The following is a 26,613-nucleotide window of genomic DNA, read 5'->3' as shown; positions in this document are numbered from 1 at the left end:
ACGCCGGGACGGGTCGTGCTGCGGGTTGCCCGGGACTCAGACCGGGGTGACGCCGTGTCGGCGGCGGGAGAAGTGCCGGTCCTTGGTGCGGGCGGCGGCGAACCGGCGGACCAGCTCGTCGCGGAGCTCGTGCGGCTCGACGATCGCGTCGACCACCAGCTCGCTGGCGAGCCGGACGACGTCGATGTCCCGCTCGTACTCCTCGCGCTTGGCGGCGACGAAGGCGGCCCGCTCGGCCTCGTCGGAGATGGCGGCGATCTTGTTGGCGTAGACGGCGTTGACCGCGGCCTCCGCACCCATCACCGCGATCTTCGCGGTGGGCAGGGCGATCGTCGCGTCCGGCTCGAAGCCGGGGCCGGCCATCGCGTAGAGACCGGCGCCGTACGCCTTGCGGACCACCACGCAGATCTTCGGTACGGTCGCCTCGGAGATCGCGGTGATCATCTTGGCGCCGTGGCGGATGATGCCCTGCTTCTCCACCGCGCTGCCGACCATGAAGCCGGGCACGTCGCTCAGGAAGAGCAGCGGCACGTTGAACGCGTCGCAGAGCTGCACGAAGCGGGTCGCCTTGTCGGCCGAGTCGACGAAGAGCACGCCGCCCTTGAACATCGAGTTGTTGCCGACCACGCCGACGACCTCGCCGTTCAGCCGGCCGAAGCCGATGGTCAGCTCCTTGGCCCAGAGCGCCTGGATCTCGAAGAACGAGCCGTCGTCGAGCAGGCCCTTGACGTACCGGCGCATGTCGAAGGCCTGCCGCTCGCTGGCCGGGACCAGCGCGGCCAGGTCGACCTTGTCGGAGGCGGGGACGGCCTCGGCGGCGGGCGGCTGCTGCGTCCAGTTGGCCGGCAGGTACGACAGGTAGCTCTTCACCACGTCGAGCGCGTCGGCCTCGGTCTTGCAGAGGAAGTGCCCGACGCCGGACTCGGCGCAGTGCACCTTCGCCCCGCCCATCGCCTCCAGGGTGGTCTTCTCGCCCGTGACCATCTCGACCATCCGGTCGGAGCCGAGGTACATGCTGGCGTTGCCGTCCACCATGGCGACCACGTCGCAGAACGCCGGGATGTACGCCCCGCCGGCCGCGCTCGGCCCGAACAGCGCGCAGACCTGCGGGATCGAGCCGGAGGCGCGGACCTGGTTCCAGAAGATCTTGCCGGCGCCGCGCCGGCCGGGGAAGAGGTCGACCTGGTCGGTGATCCGGGCGCCGGCCGAGTCGACCAGGTAGACCATCGGCACGCCGGTCGAGTACGCCCGCTCGATGATCCGGATGATCTTCTCGACGGTACGCGCGCCCCAGCTGCCGGCCTTGACCGTGGAGTCGTTCGCCATCAGGCAGACCTGCCGGCCGTCGATGGTGGCGGTGCCGGTGACCACGCCGTCGGCCGGCAGACCCTCGGCCATCGCGTTGGCGTAGAGCCCGTCCTCGACGAAGGAGCCCTCGTCGACCAGGAGCGCCACCCGCTCGCGGGCGAAGAGCTTGCCCTTGGCGGCGTTCGCCGCGTGGTACTTGTCCGCACCGCCGGCCCGGGCGCGCTTGCGCAGCTGCTCCAGTGCCTCACCGTCGAGCGTCACGCCGACTCCCTCGCCGCCTGGGTCGGCCACCTCGTGAGCGGGCCGACCGACCTGAACGATCGTTAGGTTAGCGCATCGCCGACCCCTCCGGCGACCCACCGCACCGACCCGCCAATGGCCGACACGTACCTCGAGAGCGGCCCGGACCGACGGGCGACTGGCCACGGGTGGAACAGCACGGGTGCGTCCGGGACCGGAAGACACCCATGCCGTTCCACGCAAGGAGCACCCAGGACACACGGGCACTGGGCCGCAGAAGTGATCAAGAGGTTTGCGTCAGGTCCGGGCGGGATCCTGACGCAAACCTCTTGATGACCCGGCGGGAGCGGGGGGTCAGGGGGTGGGGCGGGGGGTGAGGCGGGTACGGGGGCCGGCGCGGAGGACGCCGGAGGGGAGCTTCTTGCCGAGCAGCTCCTCGGCCAGCTCGGCCGCCTCGATCAGGGCGTCCAGGTCGATCCCGGTGTCGATGCCCATGTCGTGCAGCATGTGCACCGCCTCCTCGGTGGCCAGGTTGCCGCTCGCCCCCGGGGCGTACGGGCAGCCGCCGAGGCCGCCGACGCTGGCGTCGAACTCGGTGATCCCCAGCTCCAGCGCGGTCAGCAGGTTCGCCAGCGCGGTACCCCGGGTGTTGTGGAAGTGCAGCAGCACCGGAACGTGGGCGTTGCGGTCGCGTACCGCGGTGACCAGCTCGCGGACCCGACGCGGCGTGCCCATGCCGGTGGTGTCGCCGAACGCCACCCGGTCCGCGCCGTCGCGGACCACCCGGTCGACGATGCCGGCGACCCGCTGCGGGTCGACGTCCCCCTCGTACGGGCAGCCGAAGCTGGTCGCGACGATCACCTCGGCCCGCGCGCCGGCGCCGTGCAGCAGGTCGATCAGCTCGGCGATGTCGTCGAGCGACTCCTCGGTCGAGCGGTTGACGTTGCGCCGGTTGTGCGTGTCGCTGGCCGAGACCACCACCTCGATCTCGGTGAAGCCGGCGGCCAGGGCCCGCTGGGCGCCCCGGGTGTTCGGCACCAGCGCCGAGTAGCGCACGCCCTCGGCCTTCGTGGCCCGCTGCCACACCTCGTCGGCGTCCGCCATCTGCGGGATCGCCTTCGGGTGCACGAACGAGACCGCTTCGATCCGCTTGACGCCGGTGCTGGAGAGCGCGTCGAGTAGCCGCACCTTGGCGTCGGTGGGAATGGGCTCCTCGTTCTGGAGCCCGTCCCGCGGCCCGACCTCCCGGATGGAGACGAAGTCCGGCAGTTCCGCCATAAGGGGTCACCTCACTGTGACGGGGTTACGTGGTGGATGCCTCCAGCCTCCCACCCCACCCCGTCCCTCCGCACCCGCCCGCCCCACCCCGCCCTCAGCCGGGGTGGGGGGTGGGTGGGTCAGCGCATGCGACCGACGATGCCGGTGTCGTAGTCGCCGGAGAGGAACTCCTCGTTCTCCAGCAGCTCCGCGAAGAACGGCAGGTTGCACTTCGGGCCGGCGATCTCGAACTGGGCCACGGCGGCCTTCGCGCGGTCGATCGCCTCCGCCCGGTCCTTGCCGCTGACGATCAGCTTGGCCATCAGGCTGTCGTAGAACGGGGTGACGGTGTTGCCGGCGACGTAGCCGGAGTCGACCCGGACCCCGGAACCGGCCGGCTCGTTCCAGGTGGCGATCGCGCCCGGGCCGGGCAGGAAGCGCTTCGGGTCCTCGGCGTTGATCCGCAGCTCGATGGCGTGGCCGCGCGGGGCGAGCGCGTCCGGGTCGAAGGTCGGGGCCAGGCCCGCCGCCACCCGCAGCTGCTCCTCCACCAGGTCCACCCCGTAGACCAGCTCGGTGACCGGGTGCTCCACCTGGAGCCGGGTGTTCATCTCCAGGAAGAAGAACTCGTTCGTCGCGGGGTCGAGCAGGCACTCCACCGTGCCGGCGTTCCGGTAGCCGACCGCCTCGCCGGCCCGCACCGCGGCGGCCAGGAACCGCGACCGCAGCTCCGGCGAGACCGCCGGGGAGGGGGACTCCTCGACCAGCTTCTGGTTGCGCCGCTGCACCGAGCACTCCCGCTCGCCCAGGGCCACCACCCGGCCGTCGGCCAGGCCGAGGATCTGCACCTCGACGTGGCGCACCCGGGGGAAGTACCGCTCCAGCAGCACCGAGCCGTCGCCGAACATCCGCTCGGCGAACGCGCGGACCTTGTCGTACTCGGTGCGCAGCGCGGCCTCGTCGGTCGCCACGCCCATGCCCATGCCGCCGCCACCGGCTGCGGCCTTGACCATCACCGGGTAGCCGATCTCCGCGGCGGCCGCGACCGCCGCGGCCAGGTCGGCCGCCGGCTCGGTGGTCCCGGGCGCGACCGGGACCCCGGCCGCCGCCATCAGGTTCCGGGCGTTGATCTTGTCGCCCATCGCGGTGATCGCGTCCGCGCCGGGTCCGACCCAGATCAGGCCGCTGGCCTCGACGGTACGGGCGAACTCCGCGTTCTCCGACAGGAAGCCGTAGCCGGGGTGGATCGCCTGCGCGCCGGTGGACTTGGCGGCGGCGAGGATCGCCTCGACGTTCCGGTAGCTCAGCGCCGGGTTCGCCGGGCCGACACAGACCGCCTCGTCGGCCTCGGTCACGAACGGCAGGCCGGCGTCGGCCTCCGAGTGCACCGCGATCGCACGGATCCCGAGCCGCTTGGCGGTACGGATGATCCGGCGGGCGATCTCGCCCCGGTTGGCGACCAGCAGTGACTCGATCATGTTTCCTCCCAGCGTCCAGGGGTGGGGACGGCTGCCAGGTAACCACGAGCCGCCGGTTACTCACGAGTCGCCAGGCGCCCGTGACCCGATCGGTGACCAGGTGAGGTGAGGTCAGGCGGGGGTGGTCGGGGCGAGGAGGGCGGCGAGGGTGGCGGCCCGGAGCAGCTGGGCGCGGCGACGGCGGTCGACCTCGCCCCCGAGGAACGGGGTCGAGTTCATCAGGCCGAAGGCGGCGTGGGCCAGCACCCGCGCCTCACCGTCGGGCAGGCCCGGGTGCAGCGCGGTCAGCACGCTCACCCACTCCTCGACGTAGAGCCGCTGGAGCCGGCGGATCCGGCGGCGCGGCTCGTCGGGAAGCCGATCCAGCTCGTGCAGGTGCAGGGCGATCACCGCCGGGTTGGCCAGCGCGAACTCGACGTGGAAGTCGATCAGCGACTCCAGCGTGCCGCGCGGATCGTCCGGGTGGTTGGCGGCCCGCTCCCGACCACCGGCGAGCAGCCCCTCGCTGACCGGGATCAGCGCGGCGGCCAGCATCGCCTCCTTGCCGGCGAAGTGGTGGTACAGCGCCGGACCGGTCACCCCGGCGGCGGCGCCGATGTCGTCCATCGACACGCCGTGGTAGCCGCGGGCGGCGAAGAGGCCGACCGCGATCTCCAGGATCTCGTCCCGCCGGGACCGGCGTCGGCCCGCGCCCGTCGCAACGTTCGCCGCACTCCGCGCCTGCTGTTCCACCGCCACCGGGCAAGCCTAGACCGCGGGCGGCGCGCGGTGGAGTCTCGGTTACCCGTCGGTTGCCTCACGTTGCGCCGGTCAGCCCTCCTCGATGCCGTGCTCCGCGCGCAGCTTCGCCGCCTCCGCCGGGCGGCCCAGCTCGTCCAGCGCGCGGGCCAGCAGCCAGGCGCCCGGGGTGGTCGGCCAGGGCGGCGGCCCGGCGGTCGTCGGCGTGTCGCCGACCCGGACGTCGACCGGGAGCAGGCTGCCGTAGAGGCGGGCCAGCTCGGTCACCGTCGGCAGGCCGAACCACTGGTCGGCGTCCCGCCGGGGCACCAGCGTCACCGTCGTGCCGGGCTCGGCCCGGGCCTGGTCGGCCGGGGCGAGCTCGACCGCGTACCGGCCGTCGGACCAGCCGGTCCAGTGCACGGTGGGCTCGTCGCCGTGCCGGGTGACCACCCGGATCTCGTCGGCGACCAGGAAGCAGGAGAGCAGCCCGATGCCGAACTGGCCGAGGAACTCGTGCCGGGAGAAGCCCAGCTCGTCGCGCTTGGAGCTGCGGCCGATGGTGGCCAGCAGCTCGTGCACCTGGGCCTCGGTGAGGCCGACGCCGGTGTCGTGCACCCGCAGGGTGCCGTCCCCGGTCAGCTCCGGCGGCTCGATCCGCACCCGGCCGGGTGCGTCCGGCTCGGTCGCCCGGCGGGCGGTGATCGCGTCCACGGCGTTCTGGAGCAGCTCCCGGACGTACACCCGGGGGCTGCCGTAGAGATGATGACTGAGCAGGTCGACCACGCCACGGAGGTCGACCTGGAAGGTGCGGTCCACGTGCGCTCCCCGGTCCGATTCCGGCGCTCACCGTACCGGTGATCACCGACACTGTCCGTCCCGTTTCGGCCGGCTTGACCCTCGACCGGGTGCAGGCCGCAGGGTCCGTCGGCATGACCGCTCTCCCGCTCGGCCGCGACTTCCGGCTGCTCTGGTCCGCCGCCGTCGCCTCCCGGTTCGGCGATTCCCTCCGTACGCCGGCGCTGGCCCTGCTGGCCGCGACGCTGACCCGCGATCCCCGCGCGATCGCGGCGGTGACCGTGGCGGGGCAGCTCTCGCCGCTGCTCTTCGGCCTGCTCGGCGGCGGGTACGCCGACCGCTGGGACCGCCGCCGCGCCATGGCGGCGGTGGACGGCCTGCGGGCCGCCGTGGTGGCCGCCCTGGCCGTGCTGGTGGCCACGGACCGGGCGGGCATCCTCGTGCTCGCGGCGACGGCGGCGCTGCTGGCGACCCTCGGCACCCTCTTCGACGCCGCCTCCTTCGCGGTGCTTCCGGCGCTGGTCCCGCCGGCCGCCCTACCCACCGCCAACGGTCGCCTCCAGGCCGGCACGGCGCTCGCCGGCGGCTTCCTCGGCGCCCCGCTGGCCGGCCTCCTCTTCACCCTGGCAGCACCCCTCCCGTTCACCCTCGACGCCCTCACCTTCGCCACCGCCGCCCTCCTGCTCATCTCCCTCCGCCCCGCCCCGATCCCGCGATCTTGCAGTTGCGGCCCCGACGAACCAGGCAAAAAGGGGCGAAGCGAGGGCCACAACTGCAAGATCGACGCGAAGAGGGGGGTTTGGGCGGGGGTGCGGTTCATTCGGGGGGAGGCGGTGTTGTGGCGGGTGACTGTGCTCAGTGCGGGGACGAATCTGGCGATCAGCGGGGTGATGGCCGTGTTGGTGCTCTATGCGCTGGAGGTGCTGCGGGTGCCGGCGGCGGGGTACGGGCTGTTCATGACGGCGGTGGTGGCGGGCGGGCTGGGCGGGGCGCTCGGAGCGGGGCGGATCGCCGGCCGGCTCGGCACGGTGCCCGCGCTGCGGGCGGTGCTGGCCGTGCAGACCGTCGCCCTGGCCGGCTTCGCGCTGGCACGGCACCCGGTGGCGGGCGGGCTCACGCTGGCCGTCTTCGCCGCCGGCAGCACGGTGTGGAACAGCCTCTGGGCCGCGTACGGCCAGGGTCGGGTCCCGGCCGAGCTGCTCGGTCGGGTGGGCGCCGCGCAGCGGGTCGTCGCGCTGCTGACCGCACCGGTCGGCGCGGCGCTCGCCGGGCTGGCCGGCGCCGCGTACGGGGTGGCACCGGTGGTCGGCGCGGCGGCGGCGGTCTTCGCGCTGGTCACGCTCGCGGCGTGGCGGGCACCGAGGTCGGAGCGCGACGCCCGCCCCGCGGGGGCCGCCTAGGCGGGGCGGTGGTTCAGGCCGGAGAGCCGCAGGGCGAGCCGCTGCCGGGCCGGCGGCAGCACGGAGGCGGTGCGGAGCAGCACGTCGCGCAGGGGGCGACCGGCCGGGGGCACGGTGGCGAGCCGGGTGATCCGGTCGGCGAAGCCGACGACCTCCTCGGCGAGCGGCCGGCGCGCCGCGGCCCAGTCGTCGAGGAGCGCGTCCGGTCCGCCGTCGCGCACGTCGGCGAGGGTGTGACCGAGGGCGACGGCGTCGCAGATGCCGAGGTTCATGCCCTGCCCGCCGGCGGGGCTGTGCACGTGCGCGGCGTCCCCGGCGAGGAGCACCGGCCCGGCCCGGAACGTGTCGGCGATCCGGTGGTGGACCCGGAACCGCGAGGCCCACAGCACCTCGGTCACCCGGTCCGGCCGGCGGGCCGGTCCCCGCTCGTCGAGCAGGGCCTGGAACCGCTCCGCGTCCGGCTCGCGCGGCGCGTCGGCCACGGCGGCCACCAGCCGGACCACGCCGCCGGGCAGCGGCGCCCAGACCAGCGGCCCCGGCCGGGCCAGGAAGAGGGCGACCTGGTCGCGAGGGAGCGCACTCTCCACCCGTACGTCGGCGAGCAGGAACGACTCGCCGGGGTCGGGGGACCCGCCGAACCCGATGCCGGCCAGCTCGCGGACCGTGCTGCGCATGCCGTCGGCGCCGACCACCCAGCGGGCCCGGACCGTGGCGCCATCGGCGAAACCGACCGTCGCGCCGGCGTCGTCGCAGGTCAGGCCGGTCATCGTGGACGGCCGGAGCACCCGGCCGCCGAGCGCGGTGAGCCGCTCGGCGAGCACCGCCTCGGTCTCCGACTGGGAGACCATCAGCGCGAACGGGTAGCGGGACGGCAGCGTGCCGAAGGGGACGCTGAGCAGCACCCGGTCCCGGTCCCGCACGGTGAAGCGCGGCGCGGGCAGCCCCCGGGCCACCAGCGGCGCGGCGGCGCCGATCCGGTCCAGCTCCTCCAGGGTGTACGCGTGCACGACGGCCGCGCGGGAGGTGACCGGAGGCTGCGCCAGCCGGTCGACCACGGTCACGTCGACGCCGCGCCCGGCCAGGGTCGCGGCCACGGTCAGGCCGGTCGGTCCGGCCCCCACCACGAGGACGTCGGTGCGTTCGGGCAGCATGGCCCACCTCCATTGCCAACAAGTGTTTGCCAACGCTTGTTGGCAACGGTAGGCGCGGGTCGCCGTCGATGTCAACGCTTGTTGGCATACAGTCGTGGACATGACCGACGCCGCTCCCCGCGCCCGCCGCTCCGACGCCACCCGCGCCGCGATCCTCCGCGCCGCCCGGGAACGGTTCGCCGCCGACGGCTACGACCGGGCCACCATCCGGGCCATCGCCGCCGACGCCCACATCGACCCGTCGATGGTGATGCGCTACTACGGCAGCAAGGAGGGGCTCTTCGCCGCGGCGGCCGAGTTCGACCTGCGCCTCCCCGACCTGGCCGGGGTGCCCTCCGGGCAGCTGGGCGAGGTGCTGGTCCGGCACTTCCTGGACCGGTGGGAGGGCGACGAGACGCTCGCCGCCCTGCTCCGGGCGGCCAGCACCAACCCGGGCGCGGCCGAGCGGATGCGCGGCATCTTCGCCGACCAGCTCGGCGCGGTCGTGGCCCGGTTCGGCACCGACCCGGCGACCACCGCCCGCCGCGCCGGCCTGGTGGCCAGCCAGATCCTCGGACTGGCCTTCACCCGCTACATCGTCGGCCTGCCGCCGATGGTGGACGCGGAGCCGGCCGAGCTGGTCGGCTGGGTCGCCCCGACCCTCCAGCGCTACCTGACCGGTCCCGCCCCGGACCCGCGTACCCGCTGAGCGGCCGGCACCCGCAAACGGCGAAGCCGTGGCCACCCGGGGTGACCACGGCCGTCGGCGGCGCGGGAAAGGTCAGCCGGCGAGGCCGCCCGGCTGGTCGCCCTTCACGACGGGAGCCCGAACCAGGTTGCCCCACTCGGTCCACGAGCCGTCGTAGTTGCGCACCTGCCGGTAGCCCAGCAGGTGGTGCAGCACGAACCAGGTGTGGCTGGACCGCTCCCCGATCCGGCAGTACGCCACCACGTCGTCCGACGGGCTCAACCCGAGCTGGTCAACGTAGATCGCCCGCAGCTCGTCGGCGGACTTGAAGGTGCCGTCGTCGTTCGCGGCCGACTTCCACGGCTTGCTCACCGCGCCCGGGATGTGCCCGCCGCGCAGCGCGCCCTCCTGCGGGTAGTCCGGCATGTGCAGCATCTCGCCGGTGTACTCGCCCGGCGAGCGGACGTCGACCAGCGGCCGACCGGCCGCGATGTGCGCCATCACCTGCTCGCGGAACGCCCGCAGCGGAGCGTCGTTCCGCTGCGGCACCGGGTACTCGGCGCGCGGGCGGGTCACCTTCTCCCGGGTCAGCTCCCGCCCCTCGGCGATCCACTTCTGCCGGCCGCCGTCGACCAGCCGCACGTCCGGGTGGCCGAAGAGGGAGAAGACCCAGAGGGCGTACGCGGCCCACCAGTTGAAGTTGTCGCCGTAGAAGACCACCGTGTCGTTCCGGCCGATGCCCTTCGCGGCGCAGAGCTCGGCGAAGCTCTTCGCGGTTAGGTAGTCCCGGGTGATCTCGTCGTTCAACTCGGTGTGCCAGTCGACCTTGACCGCACCCGGGATGTGACCGGTGTCGTAGAGCAGCACGTCCTCGTCGGACTCCACCACGACGAGGCCCTCGTCGCCCAGGTGCTCGGCCAGCCACTCGGTGGTGACCAGCCGCTGCGGGTCGGCGTACGACTGGAGGCGGGGATTCGGATCGCTCGGCACAGGCATGAGCCCCAAGGTACGCCCGATCCCCGGCCGACGACCGGTCAACGCGGATCGGGTGGAGCGGATGTGGCGCCGCGCACGTGACCGTGCCGGGACCGGCCCACCGGGGATCGAACGCGACCGGCCCACCACCCGGTCGGGTGGTGGGCCGGACGGGTCAGCCGTCAGCCCTGCACGACGAACCAGTAGTAGGCGTAGTCCGACCGGTTGCCGTCCTTGTCGACCGCGAACACCGAGATCGGGTACCAGCGCGCCTCGGTCGGGGTGAGGGTGACCGAGGCGGTGCCGTCGGCACCCGCCGGCACGGTCACCTCGGGCCCGTTGTCGAACTGGTAGACGTACGTCGCCACGTCGGGCATGCGCGGGGCGAAGGTGAAGACACCCGGCACCCCCACTCCGCCCGCGGCCTCACCGCTCGGGTAGGTCGGCGACGTCACGGTCGGCGACGTGCTGACCATGAGACTGTACGTGGCCTCCGGCGACAGCTCACCCGAGGCCGAGCGCGCGCGCACGGTCAGGGTGTTCCGGAAGCCCCGGTCCGGGGTGACGGAGAGATCCGCGGCCGTGCCGTCGGTCACCGCCACGGTCTGCTCCGGCCCGTCGTTGAGCCGGTAGACGAAGTCGACGGTGTCCGGCAGCTCCGAGCTGAACCGGAAGCCGCCCGGCACGCCGATCCCGCCCTGCGGGTCGTACTCGTTGTAGAGGTACGAGACGATCGTCGGCTTCGGGTCCCGCACGGTGAAGGCGTACTCCCGCGGCTGAGTGACCGTGCCGTCGCCGGTCACGGCGCGCACGGTCAGCATGGTCCAGCCCGCCCGCTCCGGCGTCCACGTGACGGAAGCGGTGCCGTCCGCCGCCGCGTCGACGGTCTTCTCCTCCTCGCCGTAGAAGGCGTAGTGGTAGGTGACCACGTCGGGCCGCTGCGGCCGGAAGGTAAACACGCCCGGAACGCCGGGCAGTCCGCTGCTGGCGTCCTTCGGGTACTGCGCCGACTCGACCAGCGGCGCGTCGTTGACCAGGAAGGTGAACGTCCGCTCGGCCGAGACCGTGCCGTCCGCGGTGACGCTGCGGACGGTCAGGGTGTGCGTCCCGCCCTGGTCCGGCGTCCACGTGATGGAAGCGTTGCCGTCGCCGTCGGCGCCGACGCCCTGCTCGGCGCCCCCGTCGAAGCGGTACCGGAACTCGACGGTGTCGGGCACCGCGGAGCTGAACCGGAACTCGCCGGCCTGACCGGGGCCGCCAGCGTAGTAGTTGTCGTTGTAGAGGACGCCGTAGATGCCGGGCAGCAGGTCCCGGACCTCGAAGAACCAGCTCGCCGGGTCGGACTCGGTGCCGTCGCGGCTGACGCTGACCACCGAGAGGTACACGTAGCCGGCCTCCTTCGGCGTCCAGGTCACCGAGGCGGTGCCGTCGGCGCCCGCCGCCACGGTGCCCTCCTCGCCAGCGAAGGAGTAGCGGTAGCTGACGGTGTCGGGCAGGCGCGGGGTGAAGGTGAACACGCCGGGCACGCCCTGGCCGCCGCCGTAGCCGTACTCCTCGTAGACGGTGGCCGAGATCTTCGGCTCGGTGAGGAGCTGGAAGGACCGCTGCGCGGTGGCCTCCACCCCGCCGGCGGTGACGCTGGTGACGGAGAGCGTCCGGTAGCCGCCCCGGGTGGCGGTGACCGTCAGCGAGGCGGTGCCGTCGGCTGCGGCGTCGACGGTCTGCTCCGGGTCGCCGTCCAGGCCGAAGCGGTAGCGGACCACCCCGTCCATCCTCGGCCGGACGGCGAACGTGGTCGGCACGCCGATCTCGGTGAGGTTGCCGTCGACGATCGGCGAGACGTCGCTGGTGAAGAAGTCGTACGAGGTTTCCGCCGACCGGTTCCCGGCCGCGTCCAGGCTCCACACCTGAAGGAAGTTGATGCCGACCCGCGGGGTCAGCGTGACGGTGGCCGAACCGCCCGGCCGGTCCGCCGCCACCGTCTTGGCACCGGACTGGTTCAGCGCGTACGTGAAGCCGACGGCGTCCCTGGCGCCGTTGGCGTCGAAGGTGAACTCACCTGGCAGCGCGGGCTTCGCGCCACCGGCCTCCGGGAAGTCCGTGGAGGTGACCGTCGGCGGCGTGGCCGGGCCCTCGAAGTCGGTCCGGAAGTAACAGATTCCGCTCCACTCGCCGGTGGCCCGGCTGTCCGCGGCGCGCATCTGCCAGGCGTACACCCGGCCGTGCTGGAACAGGTCGTAGCTGAACCGGCCGACGGCCCGCTCGCCGTCGCGGGCGTTGTCGATCCGCTCGATCCGGGCGTCCGGCTGGTCGACCGGCCAGAGCACGACGGTGGCGGTGAGCATGTCGGTGCCACCGCTGTCGTTGCGGTCCTTGTCGTGCACGATCGCCGAGAGGCCCAGGTCACCGCGACGGACCAGCTGGTACGGCTCGGCGGCGGTGCAGTCCGTGCCGGAGGTCTGCAGGTCGGTCGGCACGCCGGGCCGGAAGTTGTGGTCGACGGAGAGGCCGACCTTGCTGGCGTACCGTCGGGCCAGCGTGGGGTCCGCCTCCACGGCGGCGGGCAGCCGCAGCGAGAGGGTCAGGGTCTTCTGGCCCTCGGCAAGCGCCTGGCGCAGACCCGCCGTGGCGTCGAAGCCCACGTAGGGCGCCGGGCAGCCGGACTCGTCGGGCAGCTTCGTCGTGTCGATCCGGGCCAGGTCGGCCGGCGGCTTCGCCCAGCTCGACCCGGAGGTGTACGGCGCGGTGCGCCACAGCTCCACCTCGGGACGCTTGGTGCAGTCCGCCGCTCCGGTCTCCTTGGCGTCGAACTTGGCGAGCTCGATGTCCGCGCCCAGATAGCGGGAGATGTCGAAGGTGAAGTAGGCCCGCGAGGTGTGCTGATGGCCCTTGGCGTCCACCCAGGACCCGACCGGCACGTCGCCCGCCTCGTCGATGTTGATCTTCTTTGGTCGCTGGGAGTCGGTCCAGGCCCAGGACGTGTTGGTTTCGTAGCGCACGTCGTACGCGGCGGCCGGTGCGGCGGTCGTGACGACCGTGCCGGCGGCGACCAGCATGGACAGTGCGGCGGCCAGCAGAGAACGTCCAGCGATTGTGGACGAATTCGTGCCAGGCAGGAGGGTCATCCCTCAGCCACCTTTCCCCGATTGTCCCCGTGCTCGATCGACGGGGGCAGCGGATGTTATCTGCCGGGGAGGACATTCGGCGATCCCGATTCCGACCGGACCCGGGAAATCGTCCGGTCCGGCCATCGGGGACGGACGTCAGGCGCGGCGGTGCACCAGCCGACCGGCCACCACGGTGGCGAGGCAGGCGCCGTCGGCGGCGAAGACGGCCAGGTCCGCCCGGCCGGCCGGGACCAGCGCCGGCGGCCGGGGCGAGTCCAGCACCGCGACACCGTTGCGGGCGGCCGCGGCGCGCAGCCCCGGGTCGGTCAGCTGCGCGGCGAGCACCGCGCCGACCCCGAGCCGGAACAGCGCGTGCACCCGTTCACGCGGGGTGGGGGCAGGCGGCAGCGGCCCGTCGTGCAGCAGCGCCGGCCCGAGGGTGCCGGGCCACCGCCGCACTCGCACCCCCGGGTACGCCCGGACCAGCTCGTCGGTGGGCCCGATCGCGGCGATCCGATCCCCGTCGACCAGGACGGCCGCGTCGGCGGTCGGCTCCTCGTCGACGGTGCGCCGCAGCAGCGGCGCGGTGTGCAGGGTGCGCACCGGTCAGTCGGTGAGCGGGCCGAGGACCGGGCGCTTCGCGGTGACGGTGTCGCCGGAAGAGCGGCCGGTCAGTCGGCGCTTGATCCAGGGCGCCAGGTGCTGGCCGGCCCAGCGCAGGTCGGCGGCGCGCGCGGCCAGCCACGGGGTCGGCGCGGGGTGCGGCGGCACCATCAGCCAGTCCTCGTCGCAGCCGACGCCGAGCGCGCTCAGCACCTGCCCGGCGACCCGCCGATGCCCGGCCGCCGACAGGTGCAACCGGTCGGTGCTCCACAGCATCGGGTTGAGGTACGTGGCGTCGGCATAAAGGTCGACCAGGATGGCGCCGTGCCGCTCCGCGACCTCACCCACCACCCGGTTGAGCAGGGTCACCCGGGGCGCCACGAGACGCTGGCCGGGCAGCCGGGCCATCACGTCGGCGAATCGGAAGAGGATCACGTCCGCGCCGCCGGAGCGCAGCTCGCCCACCACGTCGTCGAAGCGGGCGACGAACGAGTCCGGGTCGAACGTCCGGCGCAGCACGTCGTTGCCGCCGGCCGCGAAGCTGATCAGGTCGGGCTTCATGGCCAGTGCGGCCGGCACCTGCTCGGCCACGACGCTCGGGAAGAGCCGACCCCGGATCGCCAGGTTGGCGTACCCGAAGTCCGGGCCGGCCTCGGCGGCGAGCCGGGTGGCCACCAGATCCGCCCAACCGCGGTAGGTCCCGTCCGGATACGCGTCGTCCATGCCCTCGGTGAAGCTGTCGCCCACCGCCACGAAACTGCGCCAGCGCACCTGCTGCCCTCCGGTTCCCGGGTTCCATCGGTGCCGGCCATTCTGGCACCGGAGGTGGTCGACGGGCGCCCGGCCGCGTACGGACGTGGCGTGGCCCACGCCGCCGACGGGTGTCACGGGGCAGAAAACCGGGCGCTCGGGCGGAAATAATGACGCGCGATCCCAATCGGGGACGGTCCGGAGTGGACGGACCCCCTCGATCCGCCGGACACGAGCGAGGACGCACGCCATGACCGAGGGACCGCCCTCCGTTCCCCCACCGGGACATCCCGGACCGTACGCCCCATCGCCCGCCGGCCCGCACGCCCACCCGGCGCCGGCCGGCCCGTACGGCACACCCACGCCGTACGGGCCGCCGCCCTACCCGCCACCGGGGGCGTACGCTCCGCCGCCGTCACCGGGCCGGCGGTCCCGGCGCGGCCTGTGGATCGGGCTCGGCGCGGCGGTGCTGGCCCTGGCCCTGGCCCTCTGCGCCGGCTCGCTCGTCGTGCTGAAGTCGTACCTCGATGCGCGGAACGCCGCCTCGGCCGCTGCGCTCGACGACAAGTACAGCCCGATCAGGCAGGAGAAGATCGAGGCCCTGCTGGCCGCGCACACCAGGGCGCTCACGGAGCGGGGCGAGAAGGCGTTCGTCGCGCCGTTCGACCCGACGAAGAAGGGCCTGGTCGCGGAGCAGACCAGCCTGTACCGGAACCTGAGCAGGCTGCCGCTCGCCGACGTCCGCTTCAAGTACCTCACCAAGAGCGACTTCCGCCCGGTGGGCGGCGGGCACGAGGTCGACGTGACGGTGGCGTTCGTGCACCGCTTCGACGGCTTCGATCTCGGCCCGGTCGAGGAGTGGTACCGGTGGACGATCGTCCAGACCGACAAGGACGCCCCGCTGAAGGTCACGCGGGCCGGCGGCTTCCCGGAGGAGCGCAAGCGGGACGCGATCACCCACTACCCGGCCCCGTGGGACAAGTGGCGGAGCATCCACGTCGAGCGGACGCCGCACACGCTGCTGATCGTCGACTCGTCGCTGCGGGCGGCGGCGCAGCGGTACGCCCCGATCGCCGAGCAGGCCGCGGTGGCCGACCTGGCCGCCTGGCAGGCCGGCGGGGTGAGCGCCCCGGCGCCGTCGGGCTTCGTCATCTCCCTGGTCAAGGGTCGCACTGAGCTGGGTTCCCTCTACCGGACCACCAAGGAGACGCCCACCGAGTCCGGGGTCGCGATCCCGGTGCCGCCGGAGGGTGTGCTCAACAGCGACGAGAAGGGTCCCGTGGTCGGGGCCACCCGGGTGGTGATCGACGTCCGCGACGCGTACCACTTCACCAGGGGCACGCGGGAGCGGCAGCTGAACCTCTTCCGGCACGAGATCGGCCACGCCCTGGTCGGCAACCTCACCGCCCGCGCCCCGGGCTCGCATCTGCTCGGCGAGAAGGAGACGTGGGTGGTCGAGGGGTTCGCGGAGTACCTGGGTCACGGCCGGAAGCCATGGCTGACGAGCGAGCGTACGGCCGACTCCCGGGCGGTGATCCGGGAGATCGGCCAGCCGTACTCGCTACCGGGCAACCTGACCTGGGACCAGGAGGACCGGGTCGGCTACCACTACTGGCTGGGCCACTCGGCCATCGGCTACCTGGTCGAGCGGTACGGGGAGCAGAAGATGTTCCAGCTCGTGGCCGAGCACTACCGCAGCAGGAAGATCGGAGAGGTGACGCAGGACGTCCTCGGGGTGTCGTACGAGGAGTTCGAGAAGGCGTGGCTCGCCTACCTCAAGGCCGAGGTGCGCTGAGCGCGGGCAGGGCGCTGCGCTGATCCAGACAGCACCGCTTGAGCGGGGCGGACCATCGCCGGTGGTCCGCCCCGAGTCGTCAGGTCAACCGGCGACGTGCAGGATCTGCATGTCCCGGAACGAGGCCGGCTCCCGGGACTCGCTGATCTTGCGGCCGTCCGCGCTGATCAACACCAGGATGTTTCCGTCCAGGTCGCCAACCCGCGCAACCAGCGTGCCGTCCACCTGGAAGAACGCCTGCAGCAGGGTGCGCGCGCCGATCGGCAGGTCGAGCTGCTCTCCGGTGTGCGTGTCGAGCACGGCATCCACGTCCAGCTCCCGCGCCACATCCCCGGAGTTCTCACCCGGACCTCTGCGGAACAGCGCGATCCTGGAGCCGTCCGGGGAGAGGCTGGCCACATCGAAGCAGTCGTACTTGGCGTTCCCGCCGAGCTTCGGAATGAACCACTGTCCCGCGCCGTCCGGAGTCGTCATGGTGACCTGACCGGTCGAGCCGTCCGGGAAGGCGAACACCTTTCCGTTGGCGGACCAGAGCGGGTGGCAGCCGATGACCTTGCCCACCTCGGTGAACGTGTTCGAGGCCAGGTTCAGTACGCCCCGCCGGCCCGCGCCCGGGGTGGCCGGGTCGACCAGCGCCAGCGCCAGCCGCTTCGAGTCGGGGGACCAGGTGGGGCCCCAGCAGTCGCCCTCCACCCCGGCGCGCACCTCGCGGCCGGAACCGTTGACGTCCGCGACCCAGAGGTTGGCGTCCCGGTCCACCCAGGCCACCCGCTCGCCGTCCGGCGAGACGGCCGCGTTGGCCAACGCCGACGTGCGCGGGACGCTGAGCAGGTCCACCGGTACACCGCCCGGCTTCCAGGAGCGCAGTCGCGCCGTGGTCGCAGACGAGTTGTCGGGTGCTGGGCCGTAGAAGACCCGGCCGATCGTCGCGGTCGCCGCCGGTTCCGAGGTGGTGGCCGCCGGGGGGCTCGCGGTCGGCGCCGGCGTCGGGGTCACCTCGACCGGCGGCCAGCTGGCGGTGACGGAGGGGCCGGCAGGGCCGGGCGCGGGTGCCCCGCCGTCGGGGCGGATGGCGAACGCGGTGCCGGTGGCGGCGGCGAGCAGCACCAGGGCGGTGGCCGACGTGGCCACGGCCCGCTGGATGCCGAGGCGGCGGGAGGTACGCAGGGCCCGGTCCCGCAGGTCGACCGGGGTGACCTCGTCGGCCAGCCCGGCCAGGTCGAGCCGGAGGCGGTCGTGGTTCATCGGGCGCTTCCTTCCAGGAGGTACAGCTCGGCGAGTTCCGGGGCGACGGTGCGCAGCTTGGCCAGGGCCTTCGAGGTCTGGCTCTTGACGGTCCCGACGGTGACGCCGAGCAGGTCGGCGGCCTCGGCCTCGGTGCGGTCCTCGAAGAACCGCAGGATCAGCACGGCCCGCTGCTTGGCGGAGAGCTTCGCCAGCGCGGCCCGCAGGGTCAGCCGGAGCGTGGTCTGGTGGGCGTGGTCGGGGGCCGAGTCGCCTCCGCGCGGCTCGGGTAGCTCACCCGGCATCGACTCGGGCACCCGGCGCCGTCGCCACCAGGAGACCTGCAGGTGGTACATGATCTTGCGGGTGTACGCCTCGGCGTTGCCGCTGTCGTGCAGCCGGCTCCAGGACCGGTGGGTCCGGGCCAGCGCCGACTGGACGAGGTCCTCGGCCAGGTGCTGGTCGCCGGTGAGCAGGTAGGCCGAGCGCAGGAGCGCGGGGGTCCGGTGACGGACGAACGAGTCGAACTCACTCAGCAGAGGGTCCACACGAGCCGATCCTTGGGTGAGGTGGTGCACCATCCTGACGCCCCTCCAGACGTCACCCTCAGCCGCGGTGGTTGCCGTGCCTCGATGAGAAGTTCCCGACGATCAATGGTCGCCGGTCGGAGGGTCCACCAACCCTCTCCGGTACGGACCCCAGGCGACGAACCGCCGGAACAGCTCGCGCGGGGTCGGCCCGTCGTGCGGATTCAGCCGGAACAGGTCGTGGGTCGCCTCGTGGTAGAGCCCGGACAGGTAGATGGCCAGCTCGACGGGGCTGTTGTCGAACTCGACCCGGAGGAGCAGCCGGGCCTCGGCGCACGGCCACGGGAGCCCGCAGGCCCGGCACACCCACAGCGGGCGGATCGGCAGGTGCGGCGGGTGGCCCGGCGGGTACGCTCGCGGCCGGTCCGGGTACGGCCCGAGGCGGGGCACCGGGAACTGACCGGGGATCACCAGCGCCCTCCGTTGGCCCGCCACTCCTGCGCCCGGGTCAGCCGGCCGGGACACCCCGGCCGCATCGTCGGCAGGACCCGGGTCGGCTCGCGCATCCAGTCCGGCAGGTTGGTGCCCCGGACCCGGCGGGGCAGCGGCGGCGGCGGCACGGCCGTCCGGCACCGGAACCAGCGGAGCGCGTTGCGCATCTCGACCTCCTTCAGCACGTATGGGCCGGGGCCGCCCCTGCACCGGGGGGATTCACGGGCGGCCCCGGAGCGGGCCGGACGAGAGGCGGCCCGCTGCGTGACAGTCTGCTGAGGACGGAACTACTCTCGGAAGGCATCGACGCCGGCCGTGGCGAGGTCAGGTCGGCTCTTCCGTCCGCGCGGGAAAGCCGTGGAGACGCCGGGAAGATCGTGGAGGAAGCGTGGAAGGTGAGCCGACCGCGGAGCTGATCCGGGCACAGCTCCGCCGGCTGCGGGTGAACGCCGAGCTGAGCCAGGAGGAGTTCGGGAAACTGGTCCACTTCTCCGGCTCCCAGGTCTCCGCCGTCGAGCTGGGCCAACGGCCGCTCGACCGGTTCTTCCTCAAGCGGGCCGACGAGGTGCTGGGAACGGGCGGGCTGTTGACGTCCCTGCTCAAGCTGGCGGAACGGGACGGGCAGCCGAGCTGGTTCCGACCGTGGCTGGAAGCCGAGCGGCAGGCGCAGCAAATGCGGTGCTACCAGCCGACACTCATTCCGGGGCTGCTTCAGACCGAAAACTACGCGCGTGCGGTGATCCGCACCGACGACATGATCAGCAACGACGAGGTGGAGAAGCGGGTGGCGGTCCGGATGGACCGACAGGCTGTTCTCAGCCGCCCGGACCCACCGCAGTTCGTAGCCGTAATCGAGGAAACCATCCTCCGCCGCACCGACGAGGGTTTCCGGGGGCTGATGGCTGAGCAAATCGCCCACTTGATCGCGTGCACCGAGCAACCGCACATCAGCATCCACGTCATCCCGGCGGAGGTCGGCATGCACGTTGGGCTGACCGGGCATTTCACCCTGGCGAGGACAAGTGACGGTGGATGGGTCGGGCAACTTGAGAACCAGCTCGGCGGCAAAGTAGTCGACAACGATGAGGACGTGGCTATCCTGCTGGCGAGATGGGAGAGCGTTCGGAACGAGGCACTGTCTCGCCGGCAGTCGGTTGAGCTGATGAAGGAAGTGATGACGTCATGGAGCTGATCGGCGCTATCTGGCGCAAGTCCACCCGCAGCGGAGTCCAGGGGGACTGCGTCGAGGTGGCGGACAACCTGCCCGGCGTCGTCGGCGTCCGGGACAGCAAGGACCCGACCGGCCCGGTCCTCACCTTCGACCCGCAGACCTGGCGCGCCTTCGTCGCCTTCGCCAAGCAGCACTGACCCGACGTCACCACCGTGGCCCCGTCGTAGCCGCGCCCTCGCAACCTCGGCACAGCCATTGCGGGAATTCGCTCAGCTGGACGCCACGGGCTGTTCGAGGAGCTCGCCCGGCCCATCGAAGCCGCAGCGCCGGTATAGCGGCGCACTCCGCTCGGATGGCCACACGATCAACGTGTCCAGGCGGTGGGCGCGCGCATAGCGGGTCACCTCATCAAGGAGGGCCCTACCCAGGCCGCGGTTGCGCTGCTCCGGAGTGACATAGAAGTTCGTCACGTAACCAAGCGCCTCGGATCCCGGGTAGGGGCTCGGGACCTTGTCCACGAGGCACACGAACACGTGGCCACAAGGCTGGTCACCCACTTCCGCGAGCCAGACACGCCACGGCCCGGCCATCCGGGTACGCAGCCACCCCTGGCGCAGGTGGCCCGCACCGACGACGATGGCCCCGGCACCGAGTGCCGGGGCCATCGTCTCAGCGCATCAGTTGACGGTCACGGGGATGGTCTTCGGCGGCTGTTGCAGCTGCCCGTAGTTGTCGACCGCTCTGATCGACACGGTGTAGGCGCCCGCCGGGATCACCGGCGACGTGTACGCGAAGTTCGACCCCGGCGAACCCGGGCTGGTGAGGAAGGCCGCGATCCAGGAGGAGCCGCTGCCGAACACACCGGAGGAGTTCATCCCCTGACCCGCGCTGTTGACGATCTGGACCTCCACTCGAGCCATCCCGACGTCGTCCACGGCACGTCCGGTGACCACGATCCGAGAGTCGGTGTAGACCTGGCCGTCCTGCGGGGTGAGGCTCGGCTCCAGCCGGGGATCGAGGTCGCCCGGATACACGAGGTACCGGGCGGTCGCGCCGGAGGTCGAACCGTCCTGCTGACCCGCCGTGTCGACGGCCCACGCCTCGACGCTGTACTCACCCTTGGTCGGCAGCTCGATCGGCAGGGTGAACGTCGTGCTCGTCGCACCGGGCGAGGCGAGCGTGGCGTTCACCGTGGCGAAGCTCGCCGCCATGGTGCCGTTCGGCTGCACGTAGCGGCCGGTGTCCAGGTCGCGCAGCGCCACCCGCACGCCCTGCACGCCCTTGTCGTCGGTCGCCGTGCCGGCCAGGTCGAGGTGCAGCTGCTCGACGTTCTGGTCGACCCCGGTGAAGGTCAACAGACCGTTCGGGAACGCATCTCCGGGCACCTGGGCGGTGACGCTGAGCCGGCCCAGGTTGGCACTCGACGTCGTCAGGCCCAGGTTGTCGGTGGCGCGCACCCGGAAGTCGTACACGCCGGGCGTGAGCGGCACCGTGGTGTAGGACCAGTTGTACGACGCGGCGCTGAGGTTCGTCGGTGAGATCCGGTGGTAGGCCGCGATCGAGTCGGCGCTCCACGTGCCGTCGGCGGCCAGCGACTCGCGCGTGGTGGTGTTGCGGAGATAGATCTCCACCGACCTCACCGTGTCATCGTCGCTGGCGGTCCCGGAGAACGTGATCGAGCCGCCCGGTGCGACGGTGATCGGTGCGGCAGCGGTGGGCGGGGTCATCGGTACGGGGGTGCTGATGGCCACCGCCGGCGGGACACCCGTTGCCGAGATGGTCCAGTCCCGGGTGTCGCCGCGCAGGTCACTCTGACCGGCGGTGTCGATCGCGGTGGCGGTCATCCGCCAGTCGCCCTCGATGGGGAGGGTCACCTCGAACTGCCAGGTGGTCGACATCGCGCCGATGACGTCCGGCTCGCCGCGGAACGTGTTGTAGACCGGGGCGACCGTCCCGTCGTCCTGAAGGTACCGGTTGTCCGGGGTGCGCAACGAGTACGTCATCGCGCTGACCCCCTTGTCGTCGCTGGCGGTGCCGGTGGCGATGAAGCTCTTGGTGGTGAGCAGGCCGCCGGTCGGCGCGGTGATCCGCGTCGTGGGCGGCAGGTCGTCGAAGCTGAAGGCCTCGATCTTCTTGACGGCCTTCGTGGCATCACTCGCGCCGTCACGGCCGAACGTCTTGGCCTGGACCTGGTATTCGCCGGAGGGCAGCGACACCGAGAGGGACCACGAGGTCGAGGGGGTGTTCGGCGCCGCGACCGTCGCGTTGATGCTGTTGGCGGCGCCCCACGTCGTGAGGTTGTCCTGGAGGTACTGCTTGGAGCTCCGGTTCTGGATCTCGACCTGGACCCTGGCGATGCCGGCCGGGGCGGTCGCCTTCCCGTCGATCACGAACGGTGCGTTGGCGGGCTTGACCGCTCCCTCGATGGGCGTGGCGATCGTCGTGTCGACCGCCGAGGGCGCCGGCTCCCGGGTGAGGTCGAAGAATCCGACCCGCCCCACCGTCTTGCCGCCCTTGGTGTTGCCGTCGCCACCGACGAAGAGACCGCGCGAGGTGGCCAGCATGGCCTTCTCCCCCTCGTACGAGCTGGAGCCCGGGTTCCACTCGAGCGCCGTGCCGGTCTTCGGATCGAGAGCGCCGAGGTGGTCACGGCGGACCACCTGGTCGCCGAGGCCGTAACCGCTCAGGCCCTGACCCGTGCCGTACCCGACGTTGTCCAGGCCCGGCCACGGGACGTTGGAGGTCGGCGATTCCTGCCAGCTGAAGTGACCGCCGACGTACACGGCCTTCTCGGTGATGGCGACCGAGTAGACGCTGTCGAAGTGACGGGACACCCAGATCGGCTCGACGTTGTCGTTGCCGGTCACCGGGAACGCGATCGCGGTGTCGTTGATCGGCGGCCGGTCGCCGCCCGAGCCGCTGGTGACGACGAAGTACGAGTCGTCCGGCGCGATGTCACCGGCGAAGACGCGTTGGATGCCGCCGACGAAGGAGAGGTTGTCCTCCCACAGGCGCGTGCGCCAGGGCAGGAGAGCCTTGGTGGCGGTGTTGATCAGACCGACGCCGTAGCGGTCCTGGCCGGCGATCTGGCGACCGGTGTGGACGACCAGCAGCCTGCTGTCGTCGTGCGTCAGCTTGAGCTGCTGCACGGTGAGCATGCCGCCGACGCCGATGCCGCCGGACAGCGGCAGGTTGAATCCGCTGTCCACCGCGCCCGTGGTCGGGTTGAGCGCGGCCAGGCCGCGGCGACTCACGCCGTTCACCTTCGTGAACTGGCCACCCACGTACACCGCGGTGCTGCTCACGGCGAGCGCGGTCGCGCGGGCGTCCGCGGTCGCGGTGAACGCCGCGATCGGCGCACCGGTGAGTGGGTTGAGCTTGGCGATCTTGCGCTTGGTGACCCCACCGACGGTGTTGAACGACCCCGCGACGTAGAGCGACGTACCGTCCGGCGAGGCCTCGACGGCCTCGACGGATCCGTCGAACGTCGGCCGGAAGCCCGTGTCGATCTTGCCCGTGTCGATGTTGTACGAAGCCAGCGACCGCTGCGCGATCGGCGTCGCGCCGACGTTGGCGATCGACGTGAAGGTGCCGGCGATGAAGACCCGGCTGCCGACCACCTCGATGTCCGTGATCTCACCGTTGGTGATCCTCGGTACGTCGGTGCGCGGCGTGCTCGGCACCAGCCGGCTGTGCCCCGGCACCGGTTGGGACGCGACCGCGACCGCGGCGGCCGTGCGGGCGACAGCGCCCGTGGCGAGCGTGCCCGCCACCGTGCTCGCGGACGCCGGTAGGCCGGTCAACACCACCGCCCCGGCAACCAGACCCGCTATGGCGCGGCTCCGAACGTGCATCGAGACAACCCCCAATAGACGCCGGAATCGCGCCGCCGGGTCGGACCCCGGCACCGTCCACCCGCTGGCGTGCCGGAGTCACGGTAGGAGGGAGTGTCCGCTTGCGATAAGAAGGCTCGCCGGAAATCGACCGCTCGACATCGATTCCGGCCCCCGCGGCCGGCCCCGCCACCTTCGGATCCACACCCCCTCCGCCAATCGGATCGATGCACGGCCGCCCAGCGGGCCGTCACCTGTCTGATCGACGTGTCCGACTGGCCGCAGGTCGAGCGAGCGGCCCGGGACGACGTCGGCGATGAGGCGCGGCATGACCGCAACCGAATAGGATCGCGGCCTCCCGCACACCGGTCGTAGGCTGCGACAATGCTGCTGCGCATGTCGACCCTGCTGCTCCGGACCCTGCGCGAGGACCCGGCGGACGCGGAGGTGCCGAGCCACCGCCTCCTGATCCGCGCCGGCTACGTCCGCCGCGCCGCGCCGGGCGGGTACACCTGGCTGCCGCTCGGCAAGCTGGTGCTGGACCGGGTGACCGAGATCGTCCGGTCGGAGATGACCGCCGTCGGTGACCAGGAGGTGCACTTCCCGGCGCTGCTGCCGGCGGAGCCGTACCGGACCAGCGGGCGGTGGACGGAGTACGGCGACGACATCTTCACCCTCGCCGACCGGAAGGGTGCCGAGCACCTGCTCGCCCCGACCCACGAGGAGATGGCGGCGCTGCTGGTCAAGGACGTCTACTCGTCGTACCGGGACTTCCCGGTGACGCTCTTCCAGATCCAGACGAAGTTCCGGGACGAGGCCCGGCCCCGGGCCGGCCTGCTGCGCGGGCGCGAGTTCCTGATGAAGGACGCGTACTCGTTCGACCTGGACGACGCCGGGCTGCAAGCGGCGTACGACCGGCACCGCGACGCCTACAAAAAGGTCTTCGACCGGCTCGGCCTGGACTACACGGTGGTGCACGCGATGTCCGGGGCGATGGGCGGCTCGGCGTCGGAGGAGTTCCTGGCCGCCACGCCGGTCGGTGAGGACAGCTTCGTCGGCTGCACCGCCTGCGACTACGCGGCCAACACGGAGGCGGTGGTGACCCGCGCCCCGACGGCCGGTGACCCGGACGCCCACCCGGCGCTGGAGGTGCACGACACCCCGGAGACCCCGACCATCGCCTCGCTGGTCGAGCTGGCGAACGCGCACGGCCTCGGTGGCCGGCGCGACTGGACCGCGGCGGACACCCTGAAGAACGTGGTGCTGACCGTACGTCGGCCGGGCGCCGAGGAGTCCGAGCTGCTGGTGATCGGGGTGCCCGGGGACCGGGAGGTGGACCTCAAGCGGGTCGAGGCGGCCCTGCACCCGGCCGCGGTCGCGGTCTTCGACGACTGGCCGGCCCACCCCGAACTGGTCCGCGGGTACATCGGTCCGCAGATCCTGGAGAAGCTCGGCGTCCGCTACCTGGTCGACCCCCGGGTGGTCACCGGCACCGCCTGGCTGACCGGGGCCAACGAGCCGGGTCGGCACGCGGTCGACGTGGTCTGCGGCCGGGACTTCACCCCGGCCGGCACGATCGAGGCGGCCGAGGTGCGCGCGGGCGACCCGTGCCCGGCGTGCGAGGCCGGCGAGCTGACCATGCGGCGGGGCATCGAGATCGGGCACATCTTCCAGCTCGGCCGCCGGTTCACCGACGCGTTCGCCGTCGACGTGCTCGGCCCAGAGGGCAAGCCGGTCCGGCCCACCATGGGCTGCTACGGCATCGGGGTGTCCCGGGCGGTGGCGGCGGTCGCCGAGCAGCACCACGACGAGCGGGGACTGGTGTGGCCGGCCGCGGTCGCGCCGTGCGACGTACACCTGGTGGCGGCGGGGAAGGGGCCGCAGCTCGACGCGGCGCTCGACCTCGGCGGACGCCTCTCCGCCGCGGGCCTGCGGGTGCTGGTCGACGACCGCACGCACGTCTCGGCGGGGGTGAAGTTCACCGACGCGGAGCTGATCGGCATCCCGCGCGCCGTCGTGGTCGGCCGCCGGCTCGCCGACGGGTACGTCGAGCTGCGCGACCGGGCCGGCGGCGAGCGGATCGAGCTGCCGCTGGACGGGCTGGTCGAGCGGCTGGCCGACGAGGTGCGCGCGGCGCGCCGCGACGGGGTGTAGCGGACGCGCCACGGGGTACCGCTGCGGGATCGACCGAGGTTTGCGGAGGCTCTCATGTACCGGGTCAGCGACGTGATGACGAAGCAGGTGGTCTACCTGCCGGCGGAGACCATGCTGGACGAGGCGGCCAGGGTGATGAAGGAGGCGGACATCGGCGACGTGGTGGTCACCGACGGCGCCACCCTCGCCGGCATGCTGACCGACCGGGACATCGTGGTGCGGGCGGTGGCCGAGCGCGCCGACTCGGCCAGCACCACCATCGGCTCGATCATCACCCGCGAGGTGGTGATGATCGAGCAGCACTCCACCGCGAGCGAGGCGGCGGCACTGATGCGCGAGCGCAACATCCGGCGGGTGCTGGTCTGCGACAACGAACGCAAGCTGGTCGGCATCGTCTCGCTGGGCGACCTGGCCATGCAGCTCGACCCGAACTCCGCGCTCAGCGACATCAGCGAGGCCGCCCCGAACATGTGAACCGGCCGACGCGGCGCCCACCACCGACCCCGGTGGGCGCCGCTCCGACGGCGGTAGCCTGACGGGATGCCCGAGATGCCGACCAAGCTGGCCGAGATCGTCGACGAGTTCGCCGCCGCCCCCCGCGACCTGGTGCTGGAGATGCTCCTCGAGTACGCCGACGTCATCCCGCCCCTGCCCGCGGAGATCGACCGGGAGAGCATGGAGCAGGTGCCCGAGTGCCAGACGGCGTTCTTCCTGCGCGCCCAGGTCCAGCCGGACGGGACGGTGCTCACCTGGTTCGACTGCCCGCCGGAGGCGCCGACCACCCGCGCCTTCGCCGGCATCCTCGCCGAGGGGCTGGCCGGGGCGAACGCCGAGCAGGTGCTGGCCGTGCCGGACGACCTCTACCAGCGGATGGGGCTGGCCCAGGCGATCAGCCCGCTGCGGGTGCGCGGCGGGACCGCGATCCTGGCCCGGCTCAAGCGGCAGGTCCGGGAACAAGCCGGCTGA

General features: G+C 72.4%; 23 protein-coding genes and 1 pseudogene. 8 read left to right on the top strand and 16 right to left on the bottom strand.

What is annotated here, in order from left to right:
- Window positions 1-36: 36 nt before the first annotated feature.
- From EV384_RS04195 to EV384_RS04175, 5 genes and pseudogenes are all read right to left on the bottom strand, one after another.
- Window positions 37-1,569 carry an acyl-CoA carboxylase subunit beta gene (locus EV384_RS04195; RefSeq protein WP_130330297.1) on the bottom strand — a complete coding sequence of 511 codons (1,533 nt, stop codon included), beginning with the start codon at window positions 1,567-1,569 and terminating at the stop codon, window positions 37-39.
- Between the two features lie 333 nt (window positions 1,570-1,902).
- The gene (locus tag EV384_RS04190) at window positions 1,903-2,826 is read right to left on the bottom strand and encodes a hydroxymethylglutaryl-CoA lyase (RefSeq protein ID WP_130330295.1); all 924 of its coding nucleotides are present in this window, start codon (window positions 2,824-2,826) and stop codon (window positions 1,903-1,905) included.
- A 119-nt stretch (window positions 2,827-2,945) separates the two neighbouring features.
- Entirely contained in the window at window positions 2,946-4,283 is a 1,338-nt protein-coding gene (locus tag EV384_RS04185; protein WP_130330293.1) for an acetyl-CoA carboxylase biotin carboxylase subunit, read from the bottom strand.
- Window positions 4,284-4,394: 111 nt separating this feature from the next.
- On the bottom strand, window positions 4,395-5,021 hold the full coding sequence (locus tag EV384_RS04180; protein ID WP_130330291.1) for a TetR/AcrR family transcriptional regulator: 627 nt from the start codon (window positions 5,019-5,021) through the stop codon (window positions 4,395-4,397).
- 159 nt (window positions 5,022-5,180) lie between these two features.
- Window positions 5,181-5,819: pseudogene (locus EV384_RS04175) on the bottom strand (ATP-binding protein); the annotation flags it as partial.
- A 113-nt stretch (window positions 5,820-5,932) separates the two neighbouring features.
- On the opposite strand from EV384_RS04175, the gene EV384_RS04170 reads away from it, so the two are divergent.
- Window positions 5,933-7,198: an MFS transporter gene (locus tag EV384_RS04170; protein ID WP_130330289.1), complete on the top strand. Its 1,266-nt coding sequence runs from the start codon at window positions 5,933-5,935 to the stop codon at window positions 7,196-7,198.
- Here EV384_RS04170 and EV384_RS04165 read toward each other — a convergent pair.
- The gene (locus EV384_RS04165; RefSeq protein ID WP_130330287.1) at window positions 7,195-8,349 is read right to left on the bottom strand and encodes an FAD-dependent oxidoreductase; all 1,155 of its coding nucleotides are present in this window, start codon (window positions 8,347-8,349) and stop codon (window positions 7,195-7,197) included. The two genes, EV384_RS04170 and EV384_RS04165, sit on opposite strands and share 4 nt — an antisense overlap.
- A gap of 100 nt (window positions 8,350-8,449) precedes the next feature.
- Between EV384_RS04165 and EV384_RS04160 the strand changes: the two genes are divergently transcribed.
- Window positions 8,450-9,037, top strand: a complete 588-nt coding sequence (locus EV384_RS04160; RefSeq protein ID WP_207232230.1) for a TetR/AcrR family transcriptional regulator — start codon at window positions 8,450-8,452, stop codon at window positions 9,035-9,037.
- A gap of 72 nt (window positions 9,038-9,109) precedes the next feature.
- Here the strand turns inward: EV384_RS04160 and EV384_RS04155 are convergent, their stop codons facing one another.
- The 4 genes from EV384_RS04155 to EV384_RS04140 form a co-directional block, all read right to left on the bottom strand.
- Complete coding sequence (locus EV384_RS04155; RefSeq protein WP_130330283.1) at window positions 9,110-10,012, bottom strand: sulfurtransferase; 903 nt, start codon at window positions 10,010-10,012, stop codon at window positions 9,110-9,112.
- Window positions 10,013-10,173: 161 nt separating this feature from the next.
- On the bottom strand, window positions 10,174-13,116 hold the full coding sequence (locus EV384_RS04150) for a hypothetical protein (RefSeq protein WP_130330281.1): 2,943 nt from the start codon (window positions 13,114-13,116) through the stop codon (window positions 10,174-10,176).
- A gap of 138 nt (window positions 13,117-13,254) precedes the next feature.
- Window positions 13,255-13,701 (bottom strand): imidazolonepropionase-like domain-containing protein, encoded by a 447-nt coding sequence (locus tag EV384_RS04145; RefSeq protein WP_130330279.1) that lies wholly within the window; start codon window positions 13,699-13,701, stop codon window positions 13,255-13,257.
- A 3-nt stretch (window positions 13,702-13,704) separates the two neighbouring features.
- Window positions 13,705-14,472, bottom strand: coding sequence for an SGNH/GDSL hydrolase family protein (locus EV384_RS04140; protein WP_130330277.1), 768 nt, complete (start codon window positions 14,470-14,472; stop codon window positions 13,705-13,707).
- Window positions 14,473-14,701: 229 nt separating this feature from the next.
- Between EV384_RS04140 and EV384_RS04135 the strand changes: the two genes are divergently transcribed.
- The gene (locus EV384_RS04135) at window positions 14,702-16,246 is read left to right on the top strand and encodes a gluzincin family metallopeptidase (RefSeq protein WP_130330275.1); all 1,545 of its coding nucleotides are present in this window, start codon (window positions 14,702-14,704) and stop codon (window positions 16,244-16,246) included.
- An 84-nt stretch (window positions 16,247-16,330) separates the two neighbouring features.
- Here the strand turns inward: EV384_RS04135 and EV384_RS04130 are convergent, their stop codons facing one another.
- The 4 genes from EV384_RS04130 to EV384_RS04115 form a co-directional block, all read right to left on the bottom strand.
- A complete protein-coding gene (locus tag EV384_RS04130; RefSeq protein ID WP_130330273.1) occupies window positions 16,331-17,491 on the bottom strand; it encodes a TolB-like translocation protein in 1,161 nt (386 codons plus the stop codon).
- Window positions 17,488-18,018, bottom strand: a complete 531-nt coding sequence (locus EV384_RS04125; RefSeq protein WP_130330271.1) for a SigE family RNA polymerase sigma factor — start codon at window positions 18,016-18,018, stop codon at window positions 17,488-17,490. The genes EV384_RS04130 and EV384_RS04125 overlap by 4 nt, the downstream gene beginning before the upstream one ends.
- 102 nt (window positions 18,019-18,120) lie before the next feature.
- Window positions 18,121-18,468 carry a hypothetical protein gene (locus EV384_RS04120; protein ID WP_130330269.1) on the bottom strand — a complete coding sequence of 116 codons (348 nt, stop codon included), beginning with the start codon at window positions 18,466-18,468 and terminating at the stop codon, window positions 18,121-18,123.
- Window positions 18,465-18,656: a hypothetical protein gene (locus tag EV384_RS04115; RefSeq protein WP_130330267.1), complete on the bottom strand. Its 192-nt coding sequence runs from the start codon at window positions 18,654-18,656 to the stop codon at window positions 18,465-18,467. The genes EV384_RS04120 and EV384_RS04115 overlap by 4 nt, the downstream gene beginning before the upstream one ends.
- 221 nt (window positions 18,657-18,877) lie before the next feature.
- Here EV384_RS04115 and EV384_RS04110 point away from each other — a divergent pair, with 221 nt between their 5' ends.
- Both EV384_RS04110 and EV384_RS04105 read left to right on the top strand, forming a co-directional pair.
- Window positions 18,878-19,681 (top strand): helix-turn-helix domain-containing protein, encoded by an 804-nt coding sequence (locus EV384_RS04110; RefSeq protein WP_130330265.1) that lies wholly within the window; start codon window positions 18,878-18,880, stop codon window positions 19,679-19,681.
- Complete coding sequence (locus tag EV384_RS04105) at window positions 19,672-19,857, top strand: DUF397 domain-containing protein (protein WP_130330263.1); 186 nt, start codon at window positions 19,672-19,674, stop codon at window positions 19,855-19,857. Before EV384_RS04110 ends, EV384_RS04105 begins: the two co-directional genes overlap by 10 nt.
- A gap of 72 nt (window positions 19,858-19,929) precedes the next feature.
- On the opposite strand, the gene EV384_RS04100 is transcribed toward EV384_RS04105, so the two are convergent.
- Window positions 19,930-20,325 (bottom strand): GNAT family N-acetyltransferase, encoded by a 396-nt coding sequence (locus EV384_RS04100; RefSeq protein ID WP_207232229.1) that lies wholly within the window; start codon window positions 20,323-20,325, stop codon window positions 19,930-19,932.
- Between the two features lie 12 nt (window positions 20,326-20,337).
- Window positions 20,338-23,514: an Ig-like domain-containing protein gene (locus EV384_RS04095; protein ID WP_130330261.1), complete on the bottom strand. Its 3,177-nt coding sequence runs from the start codon at window positions 23,512-23,514 to the stop codon at window positions 20,338-20,340.
- A gap of 363 nt (window positions 23,515-23,877) precedes the next feature.
- On the opposite strand from EV384_RS04095, the gene EV384_RS04090 reads away from it, so the two are divergent.
- The 3 genes from EV384_RS04090 (at window position 23,878) to EV384_RS04080 (ending at window position 26,613) form a co-directional block, all read left to right on the top strand.
- A complete protein-coding gene (locus tag EV384_RS04090; RefSeq protein WP_130330259.1) occupies window positions 23,878-25,647 on the top strand; it encodes a proline--tRNA ligase in 1,770 nt (589 codons plus the stop codon).
- A 54-nt stretch (window positions 25,648-25,701) separates the two neighbouring features.
- Window positions 25,702-26,121 (top strand): CBS domain-containing protein, encoded by a 420-nt coding sequence (locus EV384_RS04085; RefSeq protein ID WP_130330257.1) that lies wholly within the window; start codon window positions 25,702-25,704, stop codon window positions 26,119-26,121.
- Between the two features lie 66 nt (window positions 26,122-26,187).
- The gene (locus tag EV384_RS04080) at window positions 26,188-26,613 is read left to right on the top strand and encodes a SufE family protein (RefSeq protein ID WP_130330254.1); all 426 of its coding nucleotides are present in this window, start codon (window positions 26,188-26,190) and stop codon (window positions 26,611-26,613) included.

The organism is Micromonospora kangleipakensis (assembly GCF_004217615.1).
GTDB classification, from domain to species: domain Bacteria; phylum Actinomycetota; class Actinomycetes; order Mycobacteriales; family Micromonosporaceae; genus Micromonospora; species Micromonospora kangleipakensis.
The sequence above is the reverse complement of the archived record's forward strand: the minus strand, read 5'-3'. Positions and strand labels throughout refer to the sequence as shown.

Bases quoted from the DNA above. Each gene is read 5' to 3' on its own strand.
- EV384_RS04085 (WP_130330257.1), top strand. From the start codon at position 25,702: ATGTACCGGGTCAGCGACGTGATGACGAAGCAGGTGGTCTACCTGCCG.
- EV384_RS04150 (WP_130330281.1), bottom strand. From the start codon at position 13,116: ATGACCCTCCTGCCTGGCACGAATTCGTCCACAATCGCTGGACGTTCT.
- EV384_RS04100 (WP_207232229.1), bottom strand. From the start codon at position 20,325: ATGGCCCCGGCACTCGGTGCCGGGGCCATCGTCGTCGGTGCGGGCCAC.
- EV384_RS04115 (WP_130330267.1), bottom strand. From the start codon at position 18,656: ATGCGCAACGCGCTCCGCTGGTTCCGGTGCCGGACGGCCGTGCCGCCG.
- EV384_RS04130 (WP_130330273.1), bottom strand. From the start codon at position 17,491: ATGAACCACGACCGCCTCCGGCTCGACCTGGCCGGGCTGGCCGACGAG.
- EV384_RS04165 (WP_130330287.1), bottom strand. From the start codon at position 8,349: ATGCTGCCCGAACGCACCGACGTCCTCGTGGTGGGGGCCGGACCGACC.
- EV384_RS04155 (WP_130330283.1), bottom strand. From the start codon at position 10,012: ATGCCTGTGCCGAGCGATCCGAATCCCCGCCTCCAGTCGTACGCCGAC.
- EV384_RS04190 (WP_130330295.1), bottom strand. From the start codon at position 2,826: ATGGCGGAACTGCCGGACTTCGTCTCCATCCGGGAGGTCGGGCCGCGG.
- EV384_RS04185 (WP_130330293.1), bottom strand. From the start codon at position 4,283: ATGATCGAGTCACTGCTGGTCGCCAACCGGGGCGAGATCGCCCGCCGG.
- EV384_RS04170 (WP_130330289.1), top strand. From the start codon at position 5,933: ATGACCGCTCTCCCGCTCGGCCGCGACTTCCGGCTGCTCTGGTCCGCC.
- EV384_RS04080 (WP_130330254.1), top strand. From the start codon at position 26,188: ATGCCCGAGATGCCGACCAAGCTGGCCGAGATCGTCGACGAGTTCGCC.
- EV384_RS04135 (WP_130330275.1), top strand. From the start codon at position 14,702: ATGACCGAGGGACCGCCCTCCGTTCCCCCACCGGGACATCCCGGACCG.
- EV384_RS04105 (WP_130330263.1), top strand. From the start codon at position 19,672: ATGGAGCTGATCGGCGCTATCTGGCGCAAGTCCACCCGCAGCGGAGTC.
- EV384_RS04090 (WP_130330259.1), top strand. From the start codon at position 23,878: ATGCTGCTGCGCATGTCGACCCTGCTGCTCCGGACCCTGCGCGAGGAC.
- EV384_RS04160 (WP_207232230.1), top strand. From the start codon at position 8,450: ATGACCGACGCCGCTCCCCGCGCCCGCCGCTCCGACGCCACCCGCGCC.
- EV384_RS04095 (WP_130330261.1), bottom strand. From the start codon at position 23,514: ATGCACGTTCGGAGCCGCGCCATAGCGGGTCTGGTTGCCGGGGCGGTG.